The sequence below is a fragment of the Clavibacter quasicaliforniensis genome (assembly GCF_051201715.1).
GTDB lineage: Bacteria > Actinomycetota > Actinomycetes > Actinomycetales > Microbacteriaceae > Clavibacter > Clavibacter seminis.
Genome location: NZ_CP139624.1, coordinates 1388158 through 1409795 on the forward strand (window position 1 = coordinate 1388158; position 21638 = coordinate 1409795).

Annotated in this window: 25 protein-coding genes and 1 tRNA gene; 15 read left to right on the top strand and 11 right to left on the bottom strand. The window is 72.4% G+C overall.

Annotation, left to right across the window (positions count from 1 at the left end):
• Nucleotides 1-16: 16 nt before the first annotated feature.
• On the bottom strand, nucleotides 17-766 hold the full coding sequence (locus NL142_RS06685; protein WP_194682826.1) for a hypothetical protein: 750 nt from the start codon (nucleotides 764-766) through the stop codon (nucleotides 17-19).
• 154 nt (nucleotides 767-920) lie between these two features.
• Here NL142_RS06685 and NL142_RS06690 point away from each other — a divergent pair, with 154 nt between their 5' ends.
• Nucleotides 921-1244, top strand: a complete 324-nt coding sequence (locus NL142_RS06690) for a helix-turn-helix domain-containing protein (RefSeq protein ID WP_012299425.1) — start codon at nucleotides 921-923, stop codon at nucleotides 1242-1244.
• Here NL142_RS06690 and NL142_RS06695 read toward each other — a convergent pair.
• The 4 genes from NL142_RS06695 to NL142_RS06710 form a co-directional block, all read right to left on the bottom strand.
• Nucleotides 1234-1545 carry a hypothetical protein gene (locus NL142_RS06695; protein ID WP_194666248.1) on the bottom strand — a complete coding sequence of 104 codons (312 nt, stop codon included), beginning with the start codon at nucleotides 1543-1545 and terminating at the stop codon, nucleotides 1234-1236. The two genes, NL142_RS06690 and NL142_RS06695, sit on opposite strands and share 11 nt — an antisense overlap.
• A gap of 84 nt (nucleotides 1546-1629) precedes the next feature.
• On the bottom strand, nucleotides 1630-2409 hold the full coding sequence (locus tag NL142_RS06700; protein WP_435081425.1) for an ABC transporter ATP-binding protein: 780 nt from the start codon (nucleotides 2407-2409) through the stop codon (nucleotides 1630-1632).
• Nucleotides 2409-3209, bottom strand: coding sequence for an ABC transporter permease (locus NL142_RS06705; protein ID WP_435081426.1), 801 nt, complete (start codon nucleotides 3207-3209; stop codon nucleotides 2409-2411). Before NL142_RS06705 ends, NL142_RS06700 begins: the two co-directional genes overlap by 1 nt.
• Nucleotides 3210-3245: 36 nt before the next feature.
• On the bottom strand, nucleotides 3246-3938 hold the full coding sequence (locus NL142_RS06710; protein WP_012037974.1) for a phosphocholine cytidylyltransferase family protein: 693 nt from the start codon (nucleotides 3936-3938) through the stop codon (nucleotides 3246-3248).
• 292 nt (nucleotides 3939-4230) lie between these two features.
• Here NL142_RS06710 and NL142_RS06715 point away from each other — a divergent pair, with 292 nt between their 5' ends.
• From NL142_RS06715 to NL142_RS06725, 3 genes are read left to right on the top strand one after another with little or no spacing between them, the layout of a single operon-like run.
• On the top strand, nucleotides 4231-6129 hold the full coding sequence (locus tag NL142_RS06715) for an ATP-binding cassette domain-containing protein (protein WP_435081427.1): 1899 nt from the start codon (nucleotides 4231-4233) through the stop codon (nucleotides 6127-6129).
• Complete coding sequence (locus NL142_RS06720; protein WP_435081428.1) at nucleotides 6105-7676, top strand: ABC transporter permease; 1572 nt, start codon at nucleotides 6105-6107, stop codon at nucleotides 7674-7676. The genes NL142_RS06715 and NL142_RS06720 overlap by 25 nt, the downstream gene beginning before the upstream one ends.
• Nucleotides 7677-7724: 48 nt before the next feature.
• Nucleotides 7725-8012, top strand: a complete 288-nt coding sequence (locus NL142_RS06725) for a DUF3039 domain-containing protein (protein WP_012037977.1) — start codon at nucleotides 7725-7727, stop codon at nucleotides 8010-8012.
• 24 nt (nucleotides 8013-8036) lie between these two features.
• Here the strand turns inward: NL142_RS06725 and NL142_RS06730 are convergent, their stop codons facing one another.
• Nucleotides 8037-9353, bottom strand: coding sequence for a nicotinate phosphoribosyltransferase (locus tag NL142_RS06730; RefSeq protein WP_435081429.1), 1317 nt, complete (start codon nucleotides 9351-9353; stop codon nucleotides 8037-8039).
• A gap of 80 nt (nucleotides 9354-9433) precedes the next feature.
• Here NL142_RS06730 and NL142_RS06735 point away from each other — a divergent pair, with 80 nt between their 5' ends.
• The 5 genes from NL142_RS06735 to NL142_RS06755 all read left to right on the top strand — a co-directional run bounded on the left by NL142_RS06735 (nucleotide 9434) and on the right by NL142_RS06755 (nucleotide 14214).
• Complete coding sequence (locus tag NL142_RS06735; protein ID WP_435081430.1) at nucleotides 9434-10897, top strand: cryptochrome/photolyase family protein; 1464 nt, start codon at nucleotides 9434-9436, stop codon at nucleotides 10895-10897.
• Nucleotides 10898-10955: 58 nt separating this feature from the next.
• The gene (murI, locus tag NL142_RS06740; protein WP_435081431.1) at nucleotides 10956-11840 is read left to right on the top strand and encodes a glutamate racemase; all 885 of its coding nucleotides are present in this window, start codon (nucleotides 10956-10958) and stop codon (nucleotides 11838-11840) included.
• A gap of 8 nt (nucleotides 11841-11848) precedes the next feature.
• Entirely contained in the window at nucleotides 11849-12586 is a 738-nt protein-coding gene (gene rph, locus NL142_RS06745) for a ribonuclease PH (protein WP_012037981.1), read from the top strand.
• Between the two features lie 11 nt (nucleotides 12587-12597).
• Nucleotides 12598-13206, top strand: coding sequence for an RdgB/HAM1 family non-canonical purine NTP pyrophosphatase (gene rdgB, locus NL142_RS06750; protein WP_435081432.1), 609 nt, complete (start codon nucleotides 12598-12600; stop codon nucleotides 13204-13206).
• Between the two features lie 90 nt (nucleotides 13207-13296).
• Nucleotides 13297-14214, top strand: a complete 918-nt coding sequence (locus tag NL142_RS06755) for a cation diffusion facilitator family transporter (RefSeq protein ID WP_435081433.1) — start codon at nucleotides 13297-13299, stop codon at nucleotides 14212-14214.
• A 54-nt stretch (nucleotides 14215-14268) separates the two neighbouring features.
• Here the strand turns inward: NL142_RS06755 and NL142_RS06760 are convergent, their stop codons facing one another.
• From NL142_RS06760 to NL142_RS06770, 3 genes are all read right to left on the bottom strand, one after another.
• The gene (locus tag NL142_RS06760) at nucleotides 14269-14997 is read right to left on the bottom strand and encodes a DedA family protein (RefSeq protein ID WP_435081434.1); all 729 of its coding nucleotides are present in this window, start codon (nucleotides 14995-14997) and stop codon (nucleotides 14269-14271) included.
• A gap of 124 nt (nucleotides 14998-15121) precedes the next feature.
• Nucleotides 15122-16045, bottom strand: a complete 924-nt coding sequence (locus tag NL142_RS06765; RefSeq protein WP_435081435.1) for a pyridoxal-phosphate dependent enzyme — start codon at nucleotides 16043-16045, stop codon at nucleotides 15122-15124.
• A 64-nt stretch (nucleotides 16046-16109) separates the two neighbouring features.
• Nucleotides 16110-16194: transfer RNA gene (locus tag NL142_RS06770), tRNA-Leu, on the bottom strand.
• 32 nt (nucleotides 16195-16226) lie between these two features.
• Here NL142_RS06770 and xylB point away from each other — a divergent pair.
• Together xylB and NL142_RS06780 are read left to right on the top strand one after the other, a co-directional pair.
• Nucleotides 16227-17660 carry a xylulokinase gene (gene xylB, locus NL142_RS06775; RefSeq protein ID WP_435081436.1) on the top strand — a complete coding sequence of 478 codons (1434 nt, stop codon included), beginning with the start codon at nucleotides 16227-16229 and terminating at the stop codon, nucleotides 17658-17660.
• A gap of 75 nt (nucleotides 17661-17735) precedes the next feature.
• Nucleotides 17736-18074, top strand: coding sequence for a hypothetical protein (locus NL142_RS06780; RefSeq protein WP_435081437.1), 339 nt, complete (start codon nucleotides 17736-17738; stop codon nucleotides 18072-18074).
• Here NL142_RS06780 and NL142_RS06785 read toward each other — a convergent pair.
• Both NL142_RS06785 and NL142_RS06790 read right to left on the bottom strand, forming a co-directional pair.
• Nucleotides 18017-19126: a tyrosine-type recombinase/integrase gene (locus tag NL142_RS06785; protein ID WP_435081438.1), complete on the bottom strand. Its 1110-nt coding sequence runs from the start codon at nucleotides 19124-19126 to the stop codon at nucleotides 18017-18019. The two genes, NL142_RS06780 and NL142_RS06785, sit on opposite strands and share 58 nt — an antisense overlap.
• Nucleotides 19119-19589, bottom strand: a complete 471-nt coding sequence (locus NL142_RS06790) for a helix-turn-helix domain-containing protein (protein ID WP_182480865.1) — start codon at nucleotides 19587-19589, stop codon at nucleotides 19119-19121. The genes NL142_RS06785 and NL142_RS06790 overlap by 8 nt, the downstream gene beginning before the upstream one ends.
• A 146-nt stretch (nucleotides 19590-19735) precedes the next feature.
• On the opposite strand from NL142_RS06790, the gene NL142_RS06795 reads away from it, so the two are divergent.
• From NL142_RS06795 to NL142_RS06810, 4 genes are all read left to right on the top strand, one after another.
• A complete protein-coding gene (locus NL142_RS06795) occupies nucleotides 19736-19915 on the top strand; it encodes a helix-turn-helix transcriptional regulator (protein ID WP_435081439.1) in 180 nt (59 codons plus the stop codon).
• Nucleotides 19915-20097, top strand: coding sequence for a hypothetical protein (locus NL142_RS06800; protein ID WP_435081440.1), 183 nt, complete (start codon nucleotides 19915-19917; stop codon nucleotides 20095-20097). Before NL142_RS06795 ends, NL142_RS06800 begins: the two co-directional genes overlap by 1 nt.
• Nucleotides 20098-20174: 77 nt before the next feature.
• Nucleotides 20175-20915, top strand: a complete 741-nt coding sequence (locus NL142_RS06805) for a hypothetical protein (protein ID WP_435081441.1) — start codon at nucleotides 20175-20177, stop codon at nucleotides 20913-20915.
• On the top strand, nucleotides 20912-21361 hold the full coding sequence (locus NL142_RS06810; protein ID WP_435081442.1) for a helix-turn-helix domain-containing protein: 450 nt from the start codon (nucleotides 20912-20914) through the stop codon (nucleotides 21359-21361). Before NL142_RS06805 ends, NL142_RS06810 begins: the two co-directional genes overlap by 4 nt.
• The last annotated feature ends 277 nt before the right edge of the window (nucleotides 21362-21638 follow it).

Here is a 21638-nt window from a genome sequence, read left to right on the forward strand (position 1 = left end):
CTCCCCGCGGGTGGCGTCAGCCCTTGGCGGCCTTCTTCTCGGCGACGCGGATCACGCGCGGCTTCTTCTCCGGCACCGCCAGCTCGTCGGGGAATCCGGCCGGAGCGGGTCCGAAGGCCTGACGTGAGCTCGCGACGATCTTCCCGCCCAGCATCCGGTTGCCGGCGCCCCCGATGACGGCACCGATGCCGAACGGCACCGCGCGGCCGATGGCGCTCGCGCTCTGGTTGACCACGAAGCGCTTGATGAAGGCGCGCTTGATGCGGTCGGCTATGGGCCCGATCGCGAACGAGGGCAGGCCCGAGGTGATCGCGCGGCCCCAGTTGGCGTTCCGGTCGACGGGCTGGCCGGAGAACTGGCCGGTGAACTGCTGGATGACCTGCGCGCCCGGGGCGCCGAGCATCATCGTCATGACGAGGGCCCTGGCGCGGGCCGGATCCTCGACGGTGATGCCGTGCACCTCGGTGATGGACTGCGCGAACAGGGCGCTCGCCTCGAGGAAGCCGGCCGTCTCCACGCCCGTGAGCGCGAGGGACACGCCGGTGCCGACGCCGGGGATCACGGCGCTCGCTCCCACGGCGGCGCCACCGGCGGTGACGGCGGCGAGGAAGCGCTTCTCCAGGATCGCGATGATGCGGTCGGGTGAGGCGTCGGGGTGGCGGGCGCGGATCGAGCGGATGTGGGCGAGCACGACGGGGCGCTGCACGGACAGGAGACGATCGATGCCGGTGGCCACGGTCGGGTCGAGCTCGGAGGCGTCCTTCATGCTCCGAGCCTACGCGCGGCACCTGTGCCGTTCGTCCCCTCGTCGTCCACCGGATGGAGGCGTGCATGACAGGCCTATCCGCGGAGGTGCGGGCACAAGCGCATGGGGCGTCGCCGCTCTGGTCATTCCTCCATGTGGCGGATAAGCATGTGACATGGTCACCACCGTCTCCGACGCCGCCGCCGAGTTCGGCTCCCGCGTGCGCGAGCAGCGCCAGCGCATCGGCATCAGCCAGGAGACGCTCGCGGAGCTCTCCGGCATCCACTGGACGGCCCTCGGCAAGATCGAGCGCGGCCAACGCAACCCGAGCCTGCGCAACATCATCAAGATCGCGAGCGGACTCGACGTGGACGCGGGGCTCCTCGTGACGGGCCTCACGGCCGACATGCTGCCCCAGGACGACGGCGACTCGCCGGCCGAGCTGATCCGTCTGGAGCGCGAGCGGGACCGACGCGGCACCACGCCCGTCAGAAGCTGACCCGCCACAGGTACTCGCCCCCGTCCGGCCGGAACCAGCGCACCACGAGGATCGTGTCGAGCGCCAGGTCGTCGCCGCGGATCGTGGTGGACAGGCGCTCTCCCGGCCGCACAGTGACGGGCGCGCGCGACAGCATGGTGCCCGACCCGAGCAGGTGCAGCGAGATGGCGTGCAGCACCTCGTCCCCGACGTTGACCAGCGCGAAGCGCGGCCGCTCGAGCGTGCGGTCGAAGTGCCAGGGCACGCGGTACGCGGGCTCGGGATCGGGGCGGATGGGCAGGGGCGGGACCGGTCGCAGCATGCGTGCACGGTAGGGGCGGCGTGCGACGTGCGGGGTCGCGGGCCTGTGGAAGGGCAGGGCTGGGGAGGAGGGGAGCGCCTCGGGCTATGCGCCTGTCGGAGCCGGCGGGTTGTGGTCGGCGTTGTAGGCGTCCATGACCCGGTCGATGGGGCCGTCGAGCACGAGGGCGCCCTTGTCGAGGTACAGCCCGCGCGTGCAGAAGCGGCGGAGGTCGCGCTCGTTGTGCGAGACGAAGAAGAGCGTGCGCCCCTCCGCGAGCATCTCCTCGATGCGGTGGTAGCACTTCTCCCGGAACGCCCGGTCGCCCACGGCGAGGACCTCGTCCACGAGGAGCACCGGCTCGTCGAGCCGCGAGATCACGGCGAACGCGATGCGCACCTTCATGCCGCTCGAGAGGTGCTTGTAGGGGGTGTCGACGAAGTCCGGGATCTCGGCGAAGGCGATGATCTCGTCGAACCGGGCGTCGATCTCGGCCTTGGACATGCCGTGGAGACCCGCCGTGAGGTAGATGTTGTCGCGGACCGTGAGGTCGTTGACGAAGCCGCCCGTGATCTCGATCAGCGGTGCGACGCCGGCATGGACGCCGATCGACCCCTCGTCGGCGATGAGCACCTCGGCGACGAGCTTGAGCAGCGTCGACTTCCCCTGGCCGTTGCGGCCGACCACGCCTATCGCCTCGCCCTGCCGCACCTCGAAGGAGACGTGGCGCAGAGCCCAGAACTCGCCCGGTCGCGCGCGCCGTGCCGATCCCGCGAAGAGGTCCTTGAAGCTGCGTCGGGCCTTCCGGTTGCGGCGGAAGCGGATGCCGGCGTCGTCGACCGAGAGGACGGTGCGCGGGTCCGGCGACGGGAGCGGTGCCTCCATCAGATCTCCTTCAGGACGGCGGGCAGGGAGCGGCGGAAGACCAGCGCGCCGACCACGACCAGGCCGGCGGAGATAGCCGCGCTGACCCCGACCGCGTACCAGTCGAGCTCGGAGGGGAAGAACGCCGCGCGGTAGAGGCCGAAGACGCCGGTGAGGGGATTGAGCGCGGCCCAGGGATGCAGCTCGGCGGGCAGGTCGCTCGACGAGTAGACGATGGGCGAGGCGTAGAACAGGAAGCGCAGCACGAGCTTCACGGCGCGCTCGAGGTCGCGGAAGAACACGACGAGGGGCGCGATGATCAGGCCGATGCCGAGGAGCAGCGCCGCCTGGATGAGCACGGCGAGCGGGAACAGCAGCACGTGGACGTCGAGGCGCGCGCCCGCCACGATCGCGAACACGGCCAGGACCGGGAGGCTCGCGACGAACTCGAAGCCCTTCGCGAGGACGAGGCGGAGCACCCAGATGCTGCGCGGGATGCGGGTCGAGCGGACGAGCTTCGCCTGGGAGCTGAATGCCCGAGTGAAGTCGCTCGTCGCCCCGGTGAACCACATCCACGGCAGGAGCGCCGCGAGGAGGAACACGATGTACGGCTCCTCGCCGACGTCGCGCGAGAACACGACCGTGAAGACGAACCAGTAGATACCCGACATCACGAGCGGGTCGAGGATCGACCAGAACCAGCCGAGCGCGCTCGTCGAGTAGCGCACCTTGAGGTCACGCGTCGTCAGCAGCCAGAGCGACCTGCGGTAGCGGGCGGCGGGGGTGCGGGAGGCGCGACCGGGGCTGGCGGCGTCGGTCACGGCGGGGATCCTCTGCGTCAGCATCCCCGAGGCGGTCTAGACGAAGAGGTTGGCCCTCTCGAGGTCCTCCGCGAAGTCGACCTCGACCGCGTACAGGTCGGAGATGTCTACCGGTTCGACGAGCAGGGAGTCCTGCTCGATCGCCAACTCTATTCCACGCTCGAAGTAGTCCTGGTCGGCGACCCGGGCCAGCTGGCGGATGAGGACGGGCTTGTCGGCCTTGGAGACGTAGTTGATGCCGACCGCCTCGCCGAGGCCGCCCTTCACGGTCTTCGACAGCTCGCGGATGAAGCCCTCGGGGCTGGTCGTGTACTTGACCTCCTCGTCGGACACGCGCGAGGTGTTGACGGTGACGAAGGACTGGTCGCGCGCGATCATCGCGGCGGCGCGACGGAGGATCATCGGGTCGAAGACGACGTCGCCGTTCATCCAGAGCACGCCGCCGGGGCCCGAGGCGCGGAGCGCGCGGAGCAGGCTCTTGGACGTGTTGGTCTGGTCGTACTGCTCGTTGTAGATGTAGTCGGCGTCGGGGAACGCATCGATGATGTGGTCGAGCTTGTAGCCCACGACGATGCTGACCTTGGCGTCGTCGCCGAGGCCGAAGCGGATGTTGTCGAACTGCTGGCCCATGATGGTGCGGCCGTCGCTCAGCTCGGTGAGGGGCTTGGGGAGGCTGCGTCCGAGACGGCTGCCCATGCCTGCCGCCAGGATGACTACCTGCGTGGTCATGTGTTCTCCGTTCGATGCGGGGTGCCGAGTCCGCTCGGCAGCCCTCGGACATCGAGGGTTCGCCGGGACTTCACCCGCGGGTTTCCTGTTCGACACGCCGTCATGCCGCTTCCATCGTAGGCCGCGGGCGGGGAAATAGGCGGGATAGGCAGCGGGGTCGTGTCCCTTTCGTGATCTGGATGGGCTCCCGCCGGGGCGCGTCGGGTGCGCGTCCGGGGTCGGGGCGGCCTCGGGCGCGGACCTCCGAGGACGACGGACCGGGCACGGAGGACCGCCTTGCTAACGTGGGGCCGTGACCGACGCCCCCGACGAGACGACCTCCCCTGACGCCACGTCCGACTCCTCCGCGGAGCCCCGGGATCACGCCGACAGCGCCGCAGCCGTGCCGGCGGAGGAACCGACCGTGACGGCCGTCCCCGTCGAGGGATCGGCCGCCGTGCCGCGCCCCCCGCGCCCCGGACAGCGCGTCCCGCGTCGTGCCACCGCGCCCTCCCCGCGCACCGCGCCCGCCGTCGTCGTGGCGCCCACGCCGCCCCGGGTGAAGTCGAGTCCCGTCGTCGCGCCCGCGTCGCGGCTGCCCGTCTCGGCGGATGATGCGGGGGAGAGCCCGTCCGCGGCATCCCGCCCTCCGCGCGTCCGTCGGCGCACCCGCGTCCAGCGAGCGGCCGGGAGCGCGGAGGCCGTGGTGGTCTCCGAGGACAGCGCGGCATCGGACGTGGACGAGGAGCGGACGGCGACCGGCACGTCCGTGGACTCGCCGACGACGCCCGCAGAGGTGCCGGATGCGGCGGACCCGCACGATGCCGGAGCCACGGCGCCGGACCAGGACGGCCTGACGGAGCTCAGCAGCATGTTCTCGGATGCTGACCGCCAGCCCGCGGGCGATCCCGTCCGCCCCGTCCTGGAGGACGACGGCACTCCTCCGACCGGCGACGTCTCGGCGGCGGAAGTCGCGGAGGGACCCGGCCCGACCTCTGCGGACGCGGATCCGGGCGACCCGGTGAGCGTGGAGGCGACGGATCCGGGCGACGCGGTCCCCGACGCCCTCGACGCCCCGGACGCGGCCCCCGAGCCTGATGCGAGCGTCGAGCCCGAGCCCGAGCCCGAGCCCGAGCCCCAGCCCCAGCCCGAGCCGGAGCCCGCGCCTCTCACGGATCATGAGACCGCGCTCGAGCCGACCGCTGAGGCCGAGGCCCGGGCAGCCGAGCCGTCCGAGCAGGTCGTGGACGACGTGTCCGCGACCCCGGACGCGGACGCCGTCGCCGTGCCGGGCCGCGTTCCGGATCCCGAGCCCGAGACGGCCCGCCCCGTGACCGTGCGCACCGACAGCCTCACCGCGCCCCGCTCCACCCGCCCTGGCCTCGCCGGAGTCGCGGAGACCGCCCTCACGCCGTCCGTGCGCGGCGACCGCGCCGCCGCTCCCGAGCTGGGGGACGACGTCCTCGTGATCGAGGGGCTCACCAAGCGCTTCGACGAGAAGGTCGCCGTCGACGACATCGCCCTCACCGTGCGCGCCGGCTCCTTCTACGGCATCGTCGGGCCGAACGGCGCGGGAAAGACCACGACCATGTCCATGGTCACGGGTCTCCTCCGACCCGACGCCGGCACCGTAACCGTCAACGGGATCGACGTCTGGCGCGAGCCGCTCACCGCGAAGCGGAGCATCGGCGTGCTGCCGGACCGCCTCCGCCTCTTCGACCGCCTCACCGGCGCGCAGCTCCTCCACTACTCGGGCGCCCTCCGAGGGCTCGACGACGCGGAGATCCGCAGCCGCTCGGCGGACCTCATCACCGCCTTCGGGCTGGAGGACGCCGTCGGGCGGCTCGTCACCGACTACTCGGCGGGCATGACCAAGAAGGTCGCGCTCGCCTGCGCCATGATCCACTCGCCGCGCATGCTGGTCCTCGACGAGCCGTTCGAGTCGGTCGACCCGGTGTCGGCGGCCAACGTCGTCGAGATCCTGCAGGACTACGTGGCGCACGGCGGCACGGTGGTGCTGTCGAGCCACGGCATGGACTTCATCCAGCGCATCTGCGACCACGTCGCGATCATCGTCAACGGCCGGGTCCTCGCCGCGGGGACCATGGACGAGGTCCGCGCGGGCCGCTCGCTGGAGGAGCGCTTCGTGGCGCTGGCCGGCGGTCGACGCACGGCGGAGGGGTTCTCGTGGTTGCACTCGTTCTCCGACTGAGGCTCGCCCTCCTCGCCAACGCCTTCCGTCGCAGCCCCTGGCAGGTCCTCGGCCTCGTGGCGGCCGCCGTGTACGGGATCCTCGTGACGGTGCTCGCCGTCGGGGCGCTGGCCGGGCTCCGCGACGCCGACGTCGCCGCCGCGCGGGACGTCGTCGTGGCCGGTGGCGCGCTCGTCGTCCTCGGGTCGCTCGTCGTGCCGCTCGTGCTGGGGACCCAGGACGCCATGGATCCGCGCCGCTTCGCGCCCTACGGCATCGAGCCCCGGCGACTCGCCCTGGCCCTCGGTGTGGCCGCCGTCGTCAGCGTCCCGGGCGCGGTGCTCGTGGTCGTGGCGCTGACCACCGTGGTCACGTGGGCCCGCGATCCGCTCACCGCCCTCGTCGCCGTGATAGCTGCCTGTGCCGCGGTCGTCACGTGCGTGCTCGTCGCCCGGATCAGCACCGTCCTCTCCTCCGTGCTGCTCAGCACGCGCCGGGCACGCGAGGCGACCGGGCTCACGGCGGGTCTCGTGGCCGTGCTGCTCGTCCCCGCTGTGGTCGCGCTGGCGCAGGCCGACCTCCTCGACGACGGGCTCCGCCCCGCGCGCGGCGTGCTCGGCGTCATCGCCTGGACCCCGCTCGGCGCGGCCTGGGCGGCTCCCGCCGCGGCCGTCTCGGGCGACGCCGGGGGAGCCGCCGGCATGCTCCTGGTGGCCGTCGCCTCGGCGGCGCTGCTCGCGCTCCTCTGGCTCCGCCTCGTGCCGTGGTCCCTCACTGCGCCGGACCGCACGGGCGGCGGTCGCGCGCAGACCGGCCTCGGCTGGTTCGGCCGCTTCGGTGCATCGCCCACGGGCGCGGTCGCCGCGCGCAGCGTCACGTACTGGATCCGCGACCCCCGCTACCGCGCGACGCTCGTGCTGATCCCGGTGCTCCCCCTCGTGCTCCTCATCCCGCTTGTCATCGTCGACGTAGACGCGCACGTGCTCGCCCTGGTGCCGCTGCCGGTGATGGCGCTCTTCCTCGGCTGGAGCGTGCACAACGACACCGCGCACGACCACACCGCGGTGTGGCTGCACGTCGTGTCCGGCATCCGCGGCGTCGCGGACCGCGTCGGCCGCATCGTGCCCGTCCTCGCCATCGGCATCCCGCTCGTCGCGATCGGCGCGCCGCTCAGCGCGCTCGGCTTCGGAGACACGTCCGTCCTGCCCTCCGTCATCGGGGTCAGCGGCGGCGTCCTGCTCGACGGAGTCGGGTTGGCCTCGCTCTTCTCCGCGCGATTCCCGTATCCGGCGTCGCGTCCCGGGGACAGCCCCTTCCACGCGCCGCAGAGCGTGAGCGCAGGGGGATCCACCGTGCCCACGCTCACGTTCCTCGCCACCGTGGTCCTCGCGCTGCCGTCCGTGTGGCTCGGCTGGATGGGGCTCGTCCACGGCGGCGCGTACCCGACGTGGTCGCTCGTCGTGGGGCTGGGCATCGGCGTCGTGACCCTCGTAGTCGGCGTGGCCGGCGGAGGCCGCGTCTTCGAGCGGCGCGGACCCGAGCTCCTGGCCTTCGCGCAGCGCCACTAGGCGACCCGCGCCGCCGGTCCCCGCGCGCCGGAAAAGTAGACTGGCCGCATGGTCATCCTCAGCATCGAACAGGCCCCCGGAAGCCCCGCGCAGGGCGGCGGCACCGACACGCTCGACCGCGAGCTCGAGGAGCTCCTCGAGCAGGAGACGATCGAGCCCGGCGATCACGAGCGCTTCTCGCACTACGTGAAGAAGGACAAGATCCTCGAGTCCGCGATCAGCGGCAAGCCCGTGAAGGCGCTCTGCGGCAAGAAGTGGTTGCCGGGTCGCGACCCCGAGAAGTTCCCGGTCTGCCCGGACTGCAAGCGCATCTACGAGAACATGAAGCCCGAGTAGGGCGCATCGGGCAGGCCGTCCGCGTCAGGCGGTCGCGCCCTCCTCGGTCGGGATCGCCGGGTCGCCGGTGCGCAGCCGGAAGGCCTGCGCGGGCAGGTCGCGCACGACACGGGCGTGATGCTCGCGCGCCGCGGCCGTGCCTCGGCGGCCGAGCCAGCGCGGATCCGGCTCGCCGCCCTCCGCCAGCGTGACGACGAGGTCGCGGTCGCCCGGGAGCGGCGCCGGGTGCGGCCCGACCGTGACGAGCTCGCTCGTCGCGACCCCCTGCGCGTCGTGTCGGCGCAGCGCCGCCTTCAGGCCTCCGCGGCTCTGCTTGCCCGTCGAACGCTTCGCGACGGACACCCAGTCGCCAGCGCCGCCCGCGTCGCGGTGGGCGACGAGCTTGAAGACCATGCCGGCAGCGGGGGCGCCTGACCCGGTCACGAGAGAGGTCCCGACGCCGTAGGAGTCGACGGGCGACGCTGCGAGGCCGGCGATGCCGTGCTCGTCGAGGTCGTTCGTGACCGTGATCCGCGTGCCCGTGGCCCCGAGCGCGTCGAGCTGGGCGCGCACCTCGCCGACGAGCACGGGGAGGTCGCCCGAGTCGAGCCGGACGGCGCCGAGGCCGGGGCCGGCCACGCGGACCGCGGTCTCCACGCCCTGCCGCACGTCGTACGTGTCCACGAGCAGCGTGGTGCCCGCTCCGAGGGCCTCGACCTGGGCGCGGAAGGCCTGCTCCTCGGTGTCGTGCAGGAGCGTGAAGGAGTGCGCGGCGGTGCCCATCGTCGGGACGCCCCAGGTGCGGCCGGCCTCGAGGTTCGAGGTGGCGCTGAAGCCCGCGATGAAGGCTGCGCGGGCGGCGGCGACGGCGGAGCGCTCGCCCGTGCGGCGGGACCCCATCTCGGCGAGCGGGCGGCCGCCGGCGACCTGCACCATGCGGGCTGCGGCGCTCGCGACCGCGGAGTCGTAGTTGAGGACGCTGAGCACGAGCGTCTCGAGGATCACGCCGTCGGCGAAGGGCGCCTCGACCGTGAGGAGCGGCGATCCGGGGAAGTACACCTCGCCCTCGCGGTAGCCCGTGATGCGGCCGCGGAAGCGGTAGTCGGCGAGCCAGGCCAGCGCCTCGTCGCCCACGACGCGCTCGGAGCGCAGGTACTCGAGCTCGGCGTCGCCGAAGCGGAAGTCGCGGATGAGCTCCAGCAGGCGGCCGGTGCCCGCGACGACGCCGAAGCGGCGGCCGCTCGGGAGGCGCCGGGCGAAGCACTCGAAGACGCACTCGCGGTCGTGGGTGCCGGCCTTCAGCGCTGCGTCGAGCATGGTGAGCTCGTACCGGTCGGTGAGGAGGGAGGTCGCCTGGGTCACCCGCTCAGCCTAGGGCGGCGGTCCGATCCGCCTGGCGCACGCCGCAGGACGATGACGGGGGTCCGGCCTAGGTTCGTGCCATGGAGCGCACGCGATGGATCCTCGCCGACCAGCTGGGCGACCACTTCGACGACGGCGGGCCGATGCTGCTCATCGAGTCGCGGGGCCTGCTCGCCCGGCGGCCGTACCACCGGGCCAAGGCGCACCTCATCCTGTCGGGCATCCGGCACCGTGCCCGGGCGCTGGGGGACCGCGTCGAGTTCCACCAGGTGGACCACTACCGCGAGGTCGTCGAGGGACGGGACGACCTCGAGGTCATCGATCCCACCTCCCGCGGGCTGCGGCGCCTCGTCGCGGAGATCGGGGCGCAGGTCCTGCCGAGCCGCGGCTTCATCACCAGCGAGCAGGAGTTCGCCGAGTGGATGGCGGGCCGCACCTCGAACCGGCTCGTCATGGAGGACTTCTACCGGTGGTCGCGCGCCCGAACGGGCATCCTGATGGACGGCGACGACCCGGTCGGCGGCCGCTGGAACTACGACCACGACAACCGCGAGCGCCCGCCGAAGGGCGCGGCGACGCTCGGCCTGCCCGAGCCGTGGTGGCCCGAGGAGGACGACATCGACGCCGAGGTCCGCGCCGACCTCGACGAGTGGGAGCGGAAGGGCATCGTGCGCTTCGTCGGCGAGGACGGGCCGCGGCGCTTCGCGGTCACGCCGGAGGAGGGGCGCCGCGCGCTCGACGACTTCGTGGCGAGCCGTCTCAACGACTTCGGCCCGTTCGAGGACGCGTCGCTCACGGGGGACTGGACCATGGCGCACTCGCTGCTGAGCGCCACCATGAACATGGGCGTGCTGGATCCGGCGGACGTCATCGAGCGCATCGTCGCCGAGCATGCGGCCGGGCGGGCGCCCATCCAGAGCGTCGAGGGCATCGTGCGGCAGATCATGGGCTGGCGGGACTACGTGTGGCACCTCTACTGGGCCTTCGAGGACGACTACACCTCCCAGAACCGGCTCGATGCGCACCGCGGCGTGCCGACCGCGCTACAGGAGCTCGACGCATCCGGCATCGAGGCCGCCTGCCTCTCCCACGTCGTCGACAAGGTGCGCACGCACGGCTGGGCGCACCACATCGAGCGGCTCATGATCCTCGGCAACCTCGCGCTCCAGCGCGGCTACGACCCCGCGGCCATGAACGACTGGTTCATCGACTCGTTCGTCGACGGCACGCCGTGGGTCATGCCGGCGAACGTGGTCGGCATGGCGCTGCACGCGGACGGCGGGCGCATGGCGACCAAGCCCTACGCGGGAGGCGGCGCGTACATCGACCGGATGTCGGACCACTGCGGCGGCTGCCCGTTCGACCCCAAGGTGCGCGTCGGCCCCGCGGCGTGCCCGTACACGGCCGGGTACTGGTGGTTCCTCGACCGCAACAGGGAGCGGCTCCGCGGCAACGCGCGCATGGCCCAACCGCTCGCGGGGCTGGGGCGGCTGAAGGACCTGCCGGAGCTCGTCGCCCAGGAGGACGCGCGTCGCTCGCTGTGACGGGCGCCAGCCGGACGCCGGCTCCGGCCGCGCCCGGACCCGCCGGTAGGCTGGTCCGATGAGCGACGCGCCGATCGGGATCTTCGACTCCGGCGTCGGCGGACTCACGGTGGCCCGCGCGGTCGCGACGCTCCTCCCGCGCGAGTCGATCATCTACATCGGCGACACCGCGCACACGCCCTACGGCGACAAGCCCATCGCGGACGTCCGCCGCTACGCGCTGGCGGTCCTCGACGACCTCGTCGAGCGCGGTGTGAAGATGCTCGTCATCGCGTGCAACACGGCCTCCGCTGCCATGCTCCGCGACGCCCGCGAGCGCTACGACATCCCCGTCGTCGAGGTGATCCAGCCGGCCGTGCGCACGGCCGTCAGCGTCACCCGGAACCACCGGGTGGGCGTCATCGCGACGCACGCCACGGTCACGAGCCGCGCCTACGACGACGCCTTCGCCGCCGCCCCGCACCTGCAGCTGACGAGCGCCGAGGCGCCCCGCTTCGTCGAGTTCGTGGAGCGCGGCGAGACGTCCGGCCCCGAGCTGATGGCGGCCGCCGAGGGCTACCTCGCTCCGCTCCGCGCGGCGGGCATCGACACGCTCGTCCTCGGCTGCACGCACTACCCGTTCCTCGAGGGCGCGATCTCGCTGCTCATGGGACCCGACGTGACCCTCGTCTCGAGTGACACCGAGACCGCCAAGGACGTCTACCGCGAGCTGGTGTCCGCGGGCCTCGAGCGCCGGTCCGACGCGCCGCCCGTGATCCGGTACGAGGCCACCGGCGGCAGCGCGTCCGACTTCGAGACGCTCGCGCACCGCATGCTCGGCTCCGGCGTCACCCACGTCGAGCTGGTCGAGACCGGCGCCATCACCCTTCCCCGCCGGCCACGACCGGACGCGGCGACGCCTCCGGACGCCGACGGCACCCCATCCACCCCCGACCCGAGCTGAGGCCGCACATGACCGACGACACCCCCCGCCACGACGGCCGCACGGCCGACCAGCTGCGCGAGATCACCATCGAGCGGAACTGGAGCGAGCAGGCCGAGGGATCCGCCCTCATCTCCTTCGGACGCACCCGCGTCCTCTGCACCGCGTCCTTCACGAACCGCGTGCCGCGCTGGAAGGCCGGCAGCGGCCAGGGCTGGGTCACCGCCGAGTACGCCATGCTCCCGCGCGCCACGAACGAGCGCATGGACCGCGAGGCCGTCAAGGGCAAGGTCGGCGGCCGCACGCACGAGATCTCGCGCCTCATCGGCCGGAGCCTCCGCGCCGTCGTCGACATGAAGGCGCTCGGCGAGAACACGATCGTCATCGACTGCGACGTGCTGCAGGCCGACGGCGGGACGCGCACCGCGGCGATCACGGGCGCCTACGTCGCCCTCGCCGACGCGCTCGAGTGGGGCCGCGAGAAGAAGTTCATCGCGCAGCGCGCCACGCCGCTCAAGGACAGCGTCGCCGCGGTCTCCGTCGGAATCGTCGACGGGAAGCCCCTGCTCGACCTCGCGTACGTCGAGGACGTCCGCGCCGAGACCGACATGAACGTCGTCATGACGGGCAGCGGATCCTTCGTCGAGGTCCAGGGCACGGCGGAGGGCGCGCCCTTCGACCGCGCCGAGCTGGACGCCCTGCTCGACCTCGCGCTCGGCGGCGGCACGACGCTCACCGCGCTGCAGGCGCAGGCGCTCGGCCGCTGAGAGGATCGGCCGTGATCCCGCTCGTCCTCGCCACGCACAACGCCCACAAGGTCGAGGAGCTCCGGCGCATCCTCGGTGCCCGCCTCGACGGGATCGACCTGGTCGCCTACGACGGGCCGGAGCCCGTGGAGGACGGCACGACGTTCGAGGAGAACGCGCTCATCAAGGCGCGTGCCGCCGCCTTGCACACGGGCCGGGCCGCGCTGGCGGACGACTCGGGGATCGGCGTCGACATCCTGGGCGGATCTCCGGGCATCTTCTCGGCGCGCTGGTCGGGCCCCGCGCGCGACAGCCGCGAGAACCTCGAGCTGCTGCTCTGGCAGCTGGGGGACGTGCCGGACGAGCACCGCGGCGCCCGCTTCACGTGCGCCGCGGCCTTGGTCGTCCCCGCCACCGACGGGCTCGTCGAGCGCACGGCCCTCGGCGTGTGGGAGGGATCCGTGCTCCGCGAGGTGGCGGGGGAGGGCGGCTTCGGCTACGACCCGATCTTCCGCCCCGCCACCGGCGGCGCGAGCGCCGCGGCCCTCAGCGCCGACGAGAAGAACCGGGTCAGCCACCGCGCGCTGGCGTTCGACGCGATCATGCCCGTCGTCCGCCGGGAGCTCCTCGGCAAGGACTGACGCCCCCGCCCGACGCTGCTGAGAGCGGGAGTCGTTCCCGACTGCGCCGTCGGCTGGATCCGCGCGCCTGCGGGCCCGTACGGTGGACGCATGGGCTCCGGATCGCACGACCACGGCGCGTCCACGACCGACCGCAGGCGCCTCGTCGTCGCCATCGCCATCACCGCGACGGTCCTCGTGGTCGAGGTCGTCGGCGCGCTCGTCTCCGGGTCTCTGGCGCTCCTCGCCGACGCGGGCCACATGACGAGCGACCTGCTCGGCCTCGGCATCGCCCTCGTCGCCACCATCGTCGCCGCGCGCCCCGCGACCGACCGGCACACCTTCGGCTTCCAGCGCGGCGAGGTGCTCGGTGCCCTCGTGAACGGCCTGATCCTCGCGGGCGTCGCCGTCTACGTCGCGGTGCAGGGCGTCGGGCGCGTGCTCGCGCCGGAGGGGCCCGAGGTGGATCCCGGGATCATGCTGCTCGCCGCCGGCATCGGACTGGTCGCCAACGTGGCGTCGCTCCTCGTGCTCCGCGGGGGAGCGGGTCGCTCGATCAACATGCGGGGCGCCTACCTCGAGGTGCTCGGCGACGCCTTCGGATCGGTCGCCACCATCGCCGCGGGCATCGTCATCGCGGTCACCGGCTTCGGCCGCGCGGACGCCATCGCGTCGCTCGTCATCGCCGCGCTCATCGTGCCGCGGGCAGCCGTGCTGCTGCGTGACGTGGTGCGCGTGCTGAACGAGTCCACGCCCGTGGGCACCGAGCCCGAGCGGATCCGCGCCCACCTGCTGGAGACCCCCGGCGTCACCGCGGTGCACGACGTGCACGTGTGGGCCATCACCTCGGGGTCGCCCGTCTTCACGGCTCACGTCGTCGTGCAGCAGGAGGTCTTCCGGGAGGGCCGCACGGGCGAGCTGCTCGACCTGCTGTCGGGCTGCCTCGACGACCACTTCGACGTCGAGCACAGCACGTTCCAGCTGGAGCCCGAGGAGCACGCCGGGCACGAGCACCGCCACCACGTCTGATCGGGCGTGCTCCGCGAGGACCACGGCCCGGATCGCGCGCCCGCGGGCGCCGACTCAGCGGCGCGGGTCGTTCGAGGGGTCCTGGTCGAACTCCTCGGGGGTGAGCGCGAGGTCGTCGCCGTCCGTCACGACGTCCGCCGTCTCCCCGTCGTGCGCGTGCTTGCGCGCGCGGAGGAAGTGGATCGCCGCGGGCACCACGGTGATGAACACGGCCCCGAGCAGCACGTAGTCGATGTAGTGCGTGACGAAGTCGCGGATGGGCGGGAAGCCGTTGAGCAGGTGGCCCAGGAAGGTGAGGCCCGCGCCCCAGATGAGGGCGCCGATCGCGTTGTAGAAGGAGTACTTGCGGTAGTCCATGTGGCCGACGCCGGCCGCGATGGGCGCGAAGGTGCGGACGATGGGCACGAAGCGCGCCGCGATGACGGCGAGCCCGCCGAAGCGCGCGAAGAACGCATTGGTCCGCACGACGTTCTGCCGGCTGAAGATGCCGGAGTCCTTGCGCTCGAACACCTTCGGTCCTGCCTTGTGGCCGATGAGGTAGCCGACCTCGCCGCCCGCGAACGCGGAGAACGCGATCGCGAGGCAGACCCACCAGATGTCGATGCCGGTGATCCCGGGGAGGGTCAGCCCCGCGATGACGAGCAGCGTGTCGCCGGGGAAGAGGAACCCGAAGAGCAGGCCGGTCTCGGCGAAGATGATGAGGCAGATCCCGATGAGGGCGAATCCCCCGAACGACTCGATGAGGGTCGTCGAGTCGAGGAAGTCGAAGAGCTGGGGGTGCACGTGGGGCTCCAGTCGTGGTGGGTCGCGACGTGAGCGGAGCGACCTGCGGCAGAGCACAGGATATCGGGAGCGGCCGTCAGCGCGCCGAGTCCCGGACACCCCCGGTCGAGGGTCGCGGCGCGGGTCAGGCGCCGAGCTCGGCGTGGCCGAACAGGCCGGGGGCGCCCCCCGAGTGCCAGAGGACGACCCGGTCGTCCGGGCCGACGGAACCGTCGCGGACGGCGGCCGCCAGCCCTGCCGTCGCGCGGGCCGTGTAGGTGGGGTCGAGGATGATCCCGGTGGTCCGCGCCACGAGCAGGAGGGCGTCCCGCGCCTCGTCGGTGAGGTGCGCGTAGCCGTCGCCCACCCGGCCTTCGTCGATGCGCAGGGCGTCCGCCCGGATCCCCGTCCCGCGCTCCGCGAGGAACCCCGCGACCACCGCGCGCGGCTCGGCGACGGCGCCGCAGTGCACGCCGAGCACGCGCTCGGGCCCGAGCGCCTCGACGAGCCCGGCCATGGTGCCGCCGGACCCGAGGGCGACGACCACGTGGTCGACCTCGCCGACCTGACGCGTCAGCTCGTGGCCGGCGTCGACGAAGCCCTGCACGGAGTGCGCGTCGGATCCGCCGAACGCCACCCGGTGCACGCGCGCGCCTGCCGCCTCGAGCTCCGCGACGACGGACCCGGCGCGCGACTCCGCGCGCTCGTCGCCCGACCACACGATGCGCGCGCCGTACAGCCCGTCGAGCAGCACGTTGCCGCGCTCGGCGACCTCGAGGCCCTCCAGCACCAGCACGACGTCGAGCCCGAGCGTCGCGCCGGCGGCCGCCGTCATGCGCGCGTGGTTGCTCTGCGCGGCGCCCGTGGTGATCACCGTCGTGGCCCCGCGTGCGACGGCCCGCCCGAGCGAGCGCTCGAGCTTCCTGGCCTTGTTCCCGCCGCCGCCCCAGCCGATGAGGTCGTCGCGCTTCATCAGGAGCCGCTCCGGGTGCAGGCCGAGCGCCTCCGCGAGGCGGGGGACCGGATGCACGGGGGTCTCGTCGGGCCAGAGGCGGAGGCGTTCGTCCACGGGATGCTCCTCGCTGCGGGTCGGAGCGTCGCGGCGACGAGAGGCCCTCGCCGGGCTTCACGGCTGGTGCGGGAGAAGGGACTTGAACCCTCACGCTCGAAAGCACAGGAACCTAAATCCTGCGTGTCTACCGATTCCACCACTCCCGCGGGTGCCCGACCAGCTTAGGACGCCCCCTAATATGTTGATCGTGACAACGAAGACACTGGTAGCAGGCATCGACTCCTCCACGCAGAGCTGCAAGGTGGTCGTCCGCGACCTCGACACGGGCGCCCTCGTGCGCTCCGGCCGCGCGTCCCACCCCGACGGCACGGAGGTGGATCCCTCGCACTGGTGGGATGCGCTCCTCGCGGCCGTCGCGGACGCGGGCGGCCTCGACGACGTCGCCGCGATCTCCGTCGGCGGCCAGCAGCACGGCATGGTCTGCCTCGACGAGCAGGGCGCGGTGATCCGCGACGCGCTCCTCTGGAACGACACGCGATCCGCGCAGGCCGCCGCCGACCTCCGCGACGAGCTCGGCGCCGAGGCATGGGCGAGCGCCCTCGGCGTCGTGCCCGTGGCGTCCTTCACCGCCACCAAGCTCCGCTGGCTCCGCGACGCGGAGCCCGAGAACGCGGCCCGCGTGGCCGCCGTCGCCCTCCCGCACGACTGGCTCACCTGGCGCCTGCTCGGCCACGGCACGGGATCCCCGGACCTCGCCGCCCTCGCCACCGACCGCTCCGACGCGAGCGGCACCGCCTACTGGTCGAGCGTCACGGGGGAGTACCGCCTCGACCTGCTGGAGCGCGCGCTCGGCCGCGTCGTCGGCCTGCCGCGCGTGCTCGGACCCGGCGAGTCCGCCGGCGTCACGGGCGACGGGATCCCCGGCGTCCCGGCCGGCATCCCCGTCGGCCCCGGCGCGGGCGACAACGCGGCCGCCGCGCTCGGCCTGGGAGCGGTGCCCGGCGACGTCGTCGTCTCCATCGGCACGTCCGGCACGGTGTTCGCCGTCACGGCGGATCCCATCACCGACGCGTCCGGCACGGTCGCCGGCTTCGCGGACGCCACGGGCAACTTCCTCCCGCTCATCGCGACCCTCAACGCCGCCCGCGTGCTCGACGGCGGCGCGCGCCTCCTCGGCGTCGACCACGCGCGGCTGTCCGAGCTCGCGCTCGAGGCCCCCGCGGGATCCGACGGCCTCGTGCTCCTGCCCTACTTCGAGGGCGAGCGCACCCCGAACCTGCCCGACGCGACCGCCTCGCTCCACGGCATGACCCTCCGCAACAGCACGCCGGCGACGATGGCCCGCGCGCACGTCGAGGGCATGCTGTGCGGTCTGGCCGACGGCCTCGACGCGATCACGCGCCAGGGCGTCGAGGTGGAGCGCGTGCTCCTCATCGGCGGCGGGGCAAAGAGCCGTGCCGTGCGCGAGATCGCGCCGACGATCTTCGGCGTGCCGATCCACGTGCCGGACGCGGGCGAGTTCGTCGCCGACGGCGCCGCGAAGCAGGCCGCGTGGATGCTAACGGGCTCGGTCCCCGAGTGGCCCCTCGCGGGCGACGAGGTCTTCGACGCGCCGGGCGTGCCCGCGGTGCGCGAGGCGTACGCGGCGGCGAAGGCGGAGCTGGGGTACTGATCGGCCCGTCGGCGTCGGCTGGTCGGCCTGTGGACGGCCCCGGCGGGATCCGCCCCTGATCAGCATCCTGTGCGGGTGCAGACGCGGACCCCACTCGACACCATCGCCGGACGGGTGCGCGAGCGCCTGCGGGACGACGGGGCGGCGGCCGACATCGCGGGCACGGCGGCCGTCGTCCGCGAGGAGGTCAGGCGGTTCGCGGAGCAGGCGCTCGGATCCGACTCCCGGCTCCTCGACGACGAGGCGGCCACCGAGCGCCAGGTGCTCGCGCGCATCACGGGCTTCGGCGCCTTGCAGCCGCTCCTCGACGACGACTCGATCGAGGAGATCTGGATCAACTCCGCGCAGCCCCGCGGCTACACGGATGCGCGGGTGTCGCTCGTCAGAAATTCGTCAGCGGGCGCGAAGACCTGATCTACCAGTCCCTCGGCGGCCGCGCGCGTGACGTCCTCCGGGCTCGGCCAGAAGTGCGAGTAGGTGTCGAGCGTGATGCTCGGCTTGCTGTGCCCGAGCGCGTGCTGCACCGTCACGACGTCGCAGCCGGCCGCGATGAGGCCGGACGCGTAGAAGTGCCGCAGGGCGTGCAGCGTGAAGCCGAGGTCCCCTCGCGCGGCGAGCCAGGCGCTGTTCACCGTCGACGGCGCCGCGGGGCCGCCGGTCGCGCTCGGGAACAGCCACGCGCCCGGGTCGCCGGCGAGCTCGTAGCGGGCGGCGTGCTCGGCGAGCATCTCGATCACCGCCGGGGCGGCCGCGACGACGCGCTCGGATCCGTACTTCGGGAGCCGGACCTCGAGCTGTCCCTCCCCGCGCACGGCCTGCCGGCGGACCGCGAGCTTGCGGGACAGGAAGTCGACGTCGCCGAGCTGCAGCGCGGACGCCTCGCCGAGGCGGAGGCCGGCGAACGCGCACACGGCGAACAGGGGCCGGTAGCGGTCGCTCGCGCCGTCGAGGATGGCGCGCACCTGCTGCGGGGTGGGGATCTCCATCGCGGCGTCGGCGCGGCGTAGCGCGGGCGTGCGGACGCCGAGGGTGGGGTCCTCGTGGATCCGGTGCTCGAGGATCGCGGCGCGGAACACGGTGCGGGCGTTCATGACGCGCGTGCGGATCGTCTGGGGCGCGAGGCCGCGCTTCTGCATGGCCTTCACCCACTCCTCGACGTGCGCGCGGGTGATGCGCTGTAGCCGCTCGTCGGCGAACGGCGCCTGGCCTGCCACGAGGTCCATCGCGCGCCGCGTGCTCGTCTCCCAAACCTGCCGGACAGCCCAGACGGCGTAGAAGTCGGCGAAGGTCGACCGCGCAGTTCGGGGGTCGGTGCTGCGGCCGGTGACGCGCTCGGCGGTGCGCTCGTCGAGCCACTGCTGCACGACGGCGCGGCGCGCGTTGGTGCGGGTCTGCTGCGGGCCGCCCGGGACGGCGCGGAACTGTGCCTGGTACTTCCCGCTCGGCAGCTTCCGGATGCTACTCATCGTCGCCGTCTTCGTTCTCATACCAACGGCCGCCGAAGGCTCGCATGCCGCCTTCTGTCGTTCCGTTGCGCAAGAAGGAGCGATCGACTGGCTTGTCCGCCTCAATCGACACCAGGGGGTAGAGCCACCCAGGGAGGGAGCGGGCCTTGAACGCGCGAACGTCATCCGGCTCGAGCTCTCGCTCGGCGTACATCCACTCCCAGAGCAGGACGACGGATCCGTGCCCGCCCGTGATTTCTGCCTTCTCGTCGACTCCCGCATGCGGCAGCAGAAGCGACGCGGGCGACACATCGAGTGCGAGGGCGATGGCCATGAGGTCATCAACGTCAACGCGACGGCTGTTGTTCTCGATCTTGCTCAAGCCGGAGAAGCTGATGCGGTTCCCCATGTTCCACAAGATTGACTCGAGCCTCTCAAGGCTCATCTGCTGGCTCTTGCGGACGCGCGCGATGTTCGCCGCCACGGTCCGTCCGGTAGCTCCTTGATCGTGGCCTCGTCGGCGTCCGTTCTCCATTCAAGAAAATCTACCGTCGAGACTGGACAACAGCAAGCGACGGTCGTAGATTGTCTTCGACGGCGAACAGATCGCTGACGAAGTAAGGAGCCCCTGTGAGCAAGTTCATGACCACCGACCAGACGGCGAAGTACATCAACACGCCGCTCAGCACCCTGCGGTACTGGATCGTCCAGGGCACCGCCCCGAAGTCCTTCAAGCTCGGCAAGCGCCGCATGTTCACGATCGAGGACGTCGACGCGTGGATCGCCGCCCGCATGGACGCGGCCGTCTGATGGCCGCCACGGGAGAGGTCGTCCTCGCGATCACCTGCGGACACTCGCACTTCCCGGTGAGGGCGGCCGCAGGACAGCAGGCCGTCGACGCGGCGATGCTGCTCGAGAAGCTGCCGATGCTCGTCGAGCAGCTCGAGGCATCACTGAGGAGGGTTCGCGACCGCGAGCTCTCTGCACGATGAGCACCAACAAGACGACCCCCGCCCGGTTGCAGCCGGTCGAGGGTCAGGAATCAACCCCCACGAAGAGGAAGAAGATCATGAACAGCGTACCCACCATGACCGACGCTCACAACGACCGCCAGGTCTGCATCTCTGACCCGAACGCCGCCGGGGACCGCCTCGCGCCCGACTGGCCGAACCCCGCCCCCCAGTGGGCCACCTACGCCGCCGTGTGGGGCGGCGACGGCGACCCGACGATGCACAGCGTCGAGTGGGCCGCGGAGAAGCCGGCCCCGTGGCACGCTCACGTTGAGCGCACCGACTTCCGCGAGGGCGACGCCGAGCCCGCCTACATCCGCGTCCTGGGCGGTCCCGACGTCCCGGGAGAGTCCGAGGACATCACCACTCCTCACCAGGCGCGCGAGCTCGCCGCGAGCCTGTGGCGGGCCGCGATCGTGCTCGAGGGTATCCAGGGCCACAACGCGCTGCCCCCGGGCCTCGGCCGCATCGCGGACCCCGAGCTCCCCGCGTTCACGCCCTGCCCCTCGTGGTGCGTCGGCACGGGGCACGACATGGGCACCACACCCGACGGCGACGACCTGTGCGAGCACTCGACGGCCGTCATCGAGTCCGGCGCCGGGCCGGCAGCGTGGGTGTCCCGCATCGACACCAGGCGGCCCGACGGAACGATCGCCATCGGGGAGATCCAGGTCGGCGCGAACCTCGAGTGCAGCCCGACCCTCGAGCCCGCATCGGCCGGCGCTGTGGCCGCGATGCTCTTCACGGTCGGCATGCAGGTCAAGCGCCTCCGCGGCGAGGATGCCGCGGACGTTGAGTGAGCATCGAGGCCTTCAAGTGGGCGAAGACCGAGATTCGGCGCAGGAACACGAAGGACGCGGCCGCAGACGCCGCCCTGTCGCCTCCGCAGGCGTTCGTGCTGCTCATGCTCGCGGATCACTACAACGAGGCGCTGGGGCGCGCGTGGCCGAGTCAGACCACCCTCGCGGAGGAGACGTCGCTGGCACTGCGCAGCGTGGTCCGTGCCGTCGAGGAGCTGCGGAAGAGGGGGCTCGTGTACACGGAGCCGTGGATCCTGAACGAGGGTGCGCGGAGGCTCACGCAGCGGTACCTGCTCCCGGCGTACCGACCCAGGCTGCGACCCGCGCGTGCGCTCCCGGTCATCGCGTCAGCCTGGTCGGATGGGGAGATGGCGGCGGGCTTCGGCGACCTGGTGCAGACGCCGGGCACGAACCTGTTCGTGGAGCGCGAGACGCTGGGGTTGTGAGGTGGTGCGGTGCAGCGCACCACCGTGCCCACTCGAGCGGGCGCCCGGTCACAGAGTTCCATGGTCCCTGTCAGAGAGTCACTTGGGCCCCTGTCACAGAGTCACAGCCCCCCTGTCACAGTGGCGCACTATCTCTTAAGGAACTCCCAAGAGACCTCGTAGAAGAACTCGCAGCGCAACCTGTCGGTCGCGCAGTGTCTTCGTCTTCGACGAGGAACAGCATGGATGACACCTGTCCGATGCTGCTTGTGAGGTCACAGAGTCAAAGGCTGTCGCC

Bases quoted from the DNA above. Each gene is read 5' to 3' on its own strand.
- NL142_RS06805 (WP_435081441.1), top strand. From the start codon at position 20,175: ATGAACAGCGTACCCACCATGACCGACGCTCACAACGACCGCCAGGTC.
- NL142_RS06800 (WP_435081440.1), top strand. From the start codon at position 19,915: ATGGCCGCCACGGGAGAGGTCGTCCTCGCGATCACCTGCGGACACTCG.
- NL142_RS06685 (WP_194682826.1), bottom strand. From the start codon at position 766: ATGAAGGACGCCTCCGAGCTCGACCCGACCGTGGCCACCGGCATCGAT.
- NL142_RS06785 (WP_435081438.1), bottom strand. From the start codon at position 19,126: ATGAGTAGCATCCGGAAGCTGCCGAGCGGGAAGTACCAGGCACAGTTC.
- NL142_RS06695 (WP_194666248.1), bottom strand. From the start codon at position 1,545: ATGCTGCGACCGGTCCCGCCCCTGCCCATCCGCCCCGATCCCGAGCCC.
- NL142_RS06700 (WP_435081425.1), bottom strand. From the start codon at position 2,409: ATGGAGGCACCGCTCCCGTCGCCGGACCCGCGCACCGTCCTCTCGGTC.
- murI (WP_435081431.1), top strand. From the start codon at position 10,956: ATGAGCGACGCGCCGATCGGGATCTTCGACTCCGGCGTCGGCGGACTC.
- xylB (WP_435081436.1), top strand. From the start codon at position 16,227: ATGTTGATCGTGACAACGAAGACACTGGTAGCAGGCATCGACTCCTCC.
- NL142_RS06710 (WP_012037974.1), bottom strand. From the start codon at position 3,938: ATGACCACGCAGGTAGTCATCCTGGCGGCAGGCATGGGCAGCCGTCTC.
- rph (WP_012037981.1), top strand. From the start codon at position 11,849: ATGACCGACGACACCCCCCGCCACGACGGCCGCACGGCCGACCAGCTG.
- NL142_RS06690 (WP_012299425.1), top strand. From the start codon at position 921: ATGGTCACCACCGTCTCCGACGCCGCCGCCGAGTTCGGCTCCCGCGTG.
- NL142_RS06725 (WP_012037977.1), top strand. From the start codon at position 7,725: ATGGTCATCCTCAGCATCGAACAGGCCCCCGGAAGCCCCGCGCAGGGC.
- NL142_RS06735 (WP_435081430.1), top strand. From the start codon at position 9,434: ATGGAGCGCACGCGATGGATCCTCGCCGACCAGCTGGGCGACCACTTC.
- NL142_RS06755 (WP_435081433.1), top strand. From the start codon at position 13,297: ATGGGCTCCGGATCGCACGACCACGGCGCGTCCACGACCGACCGCAGG.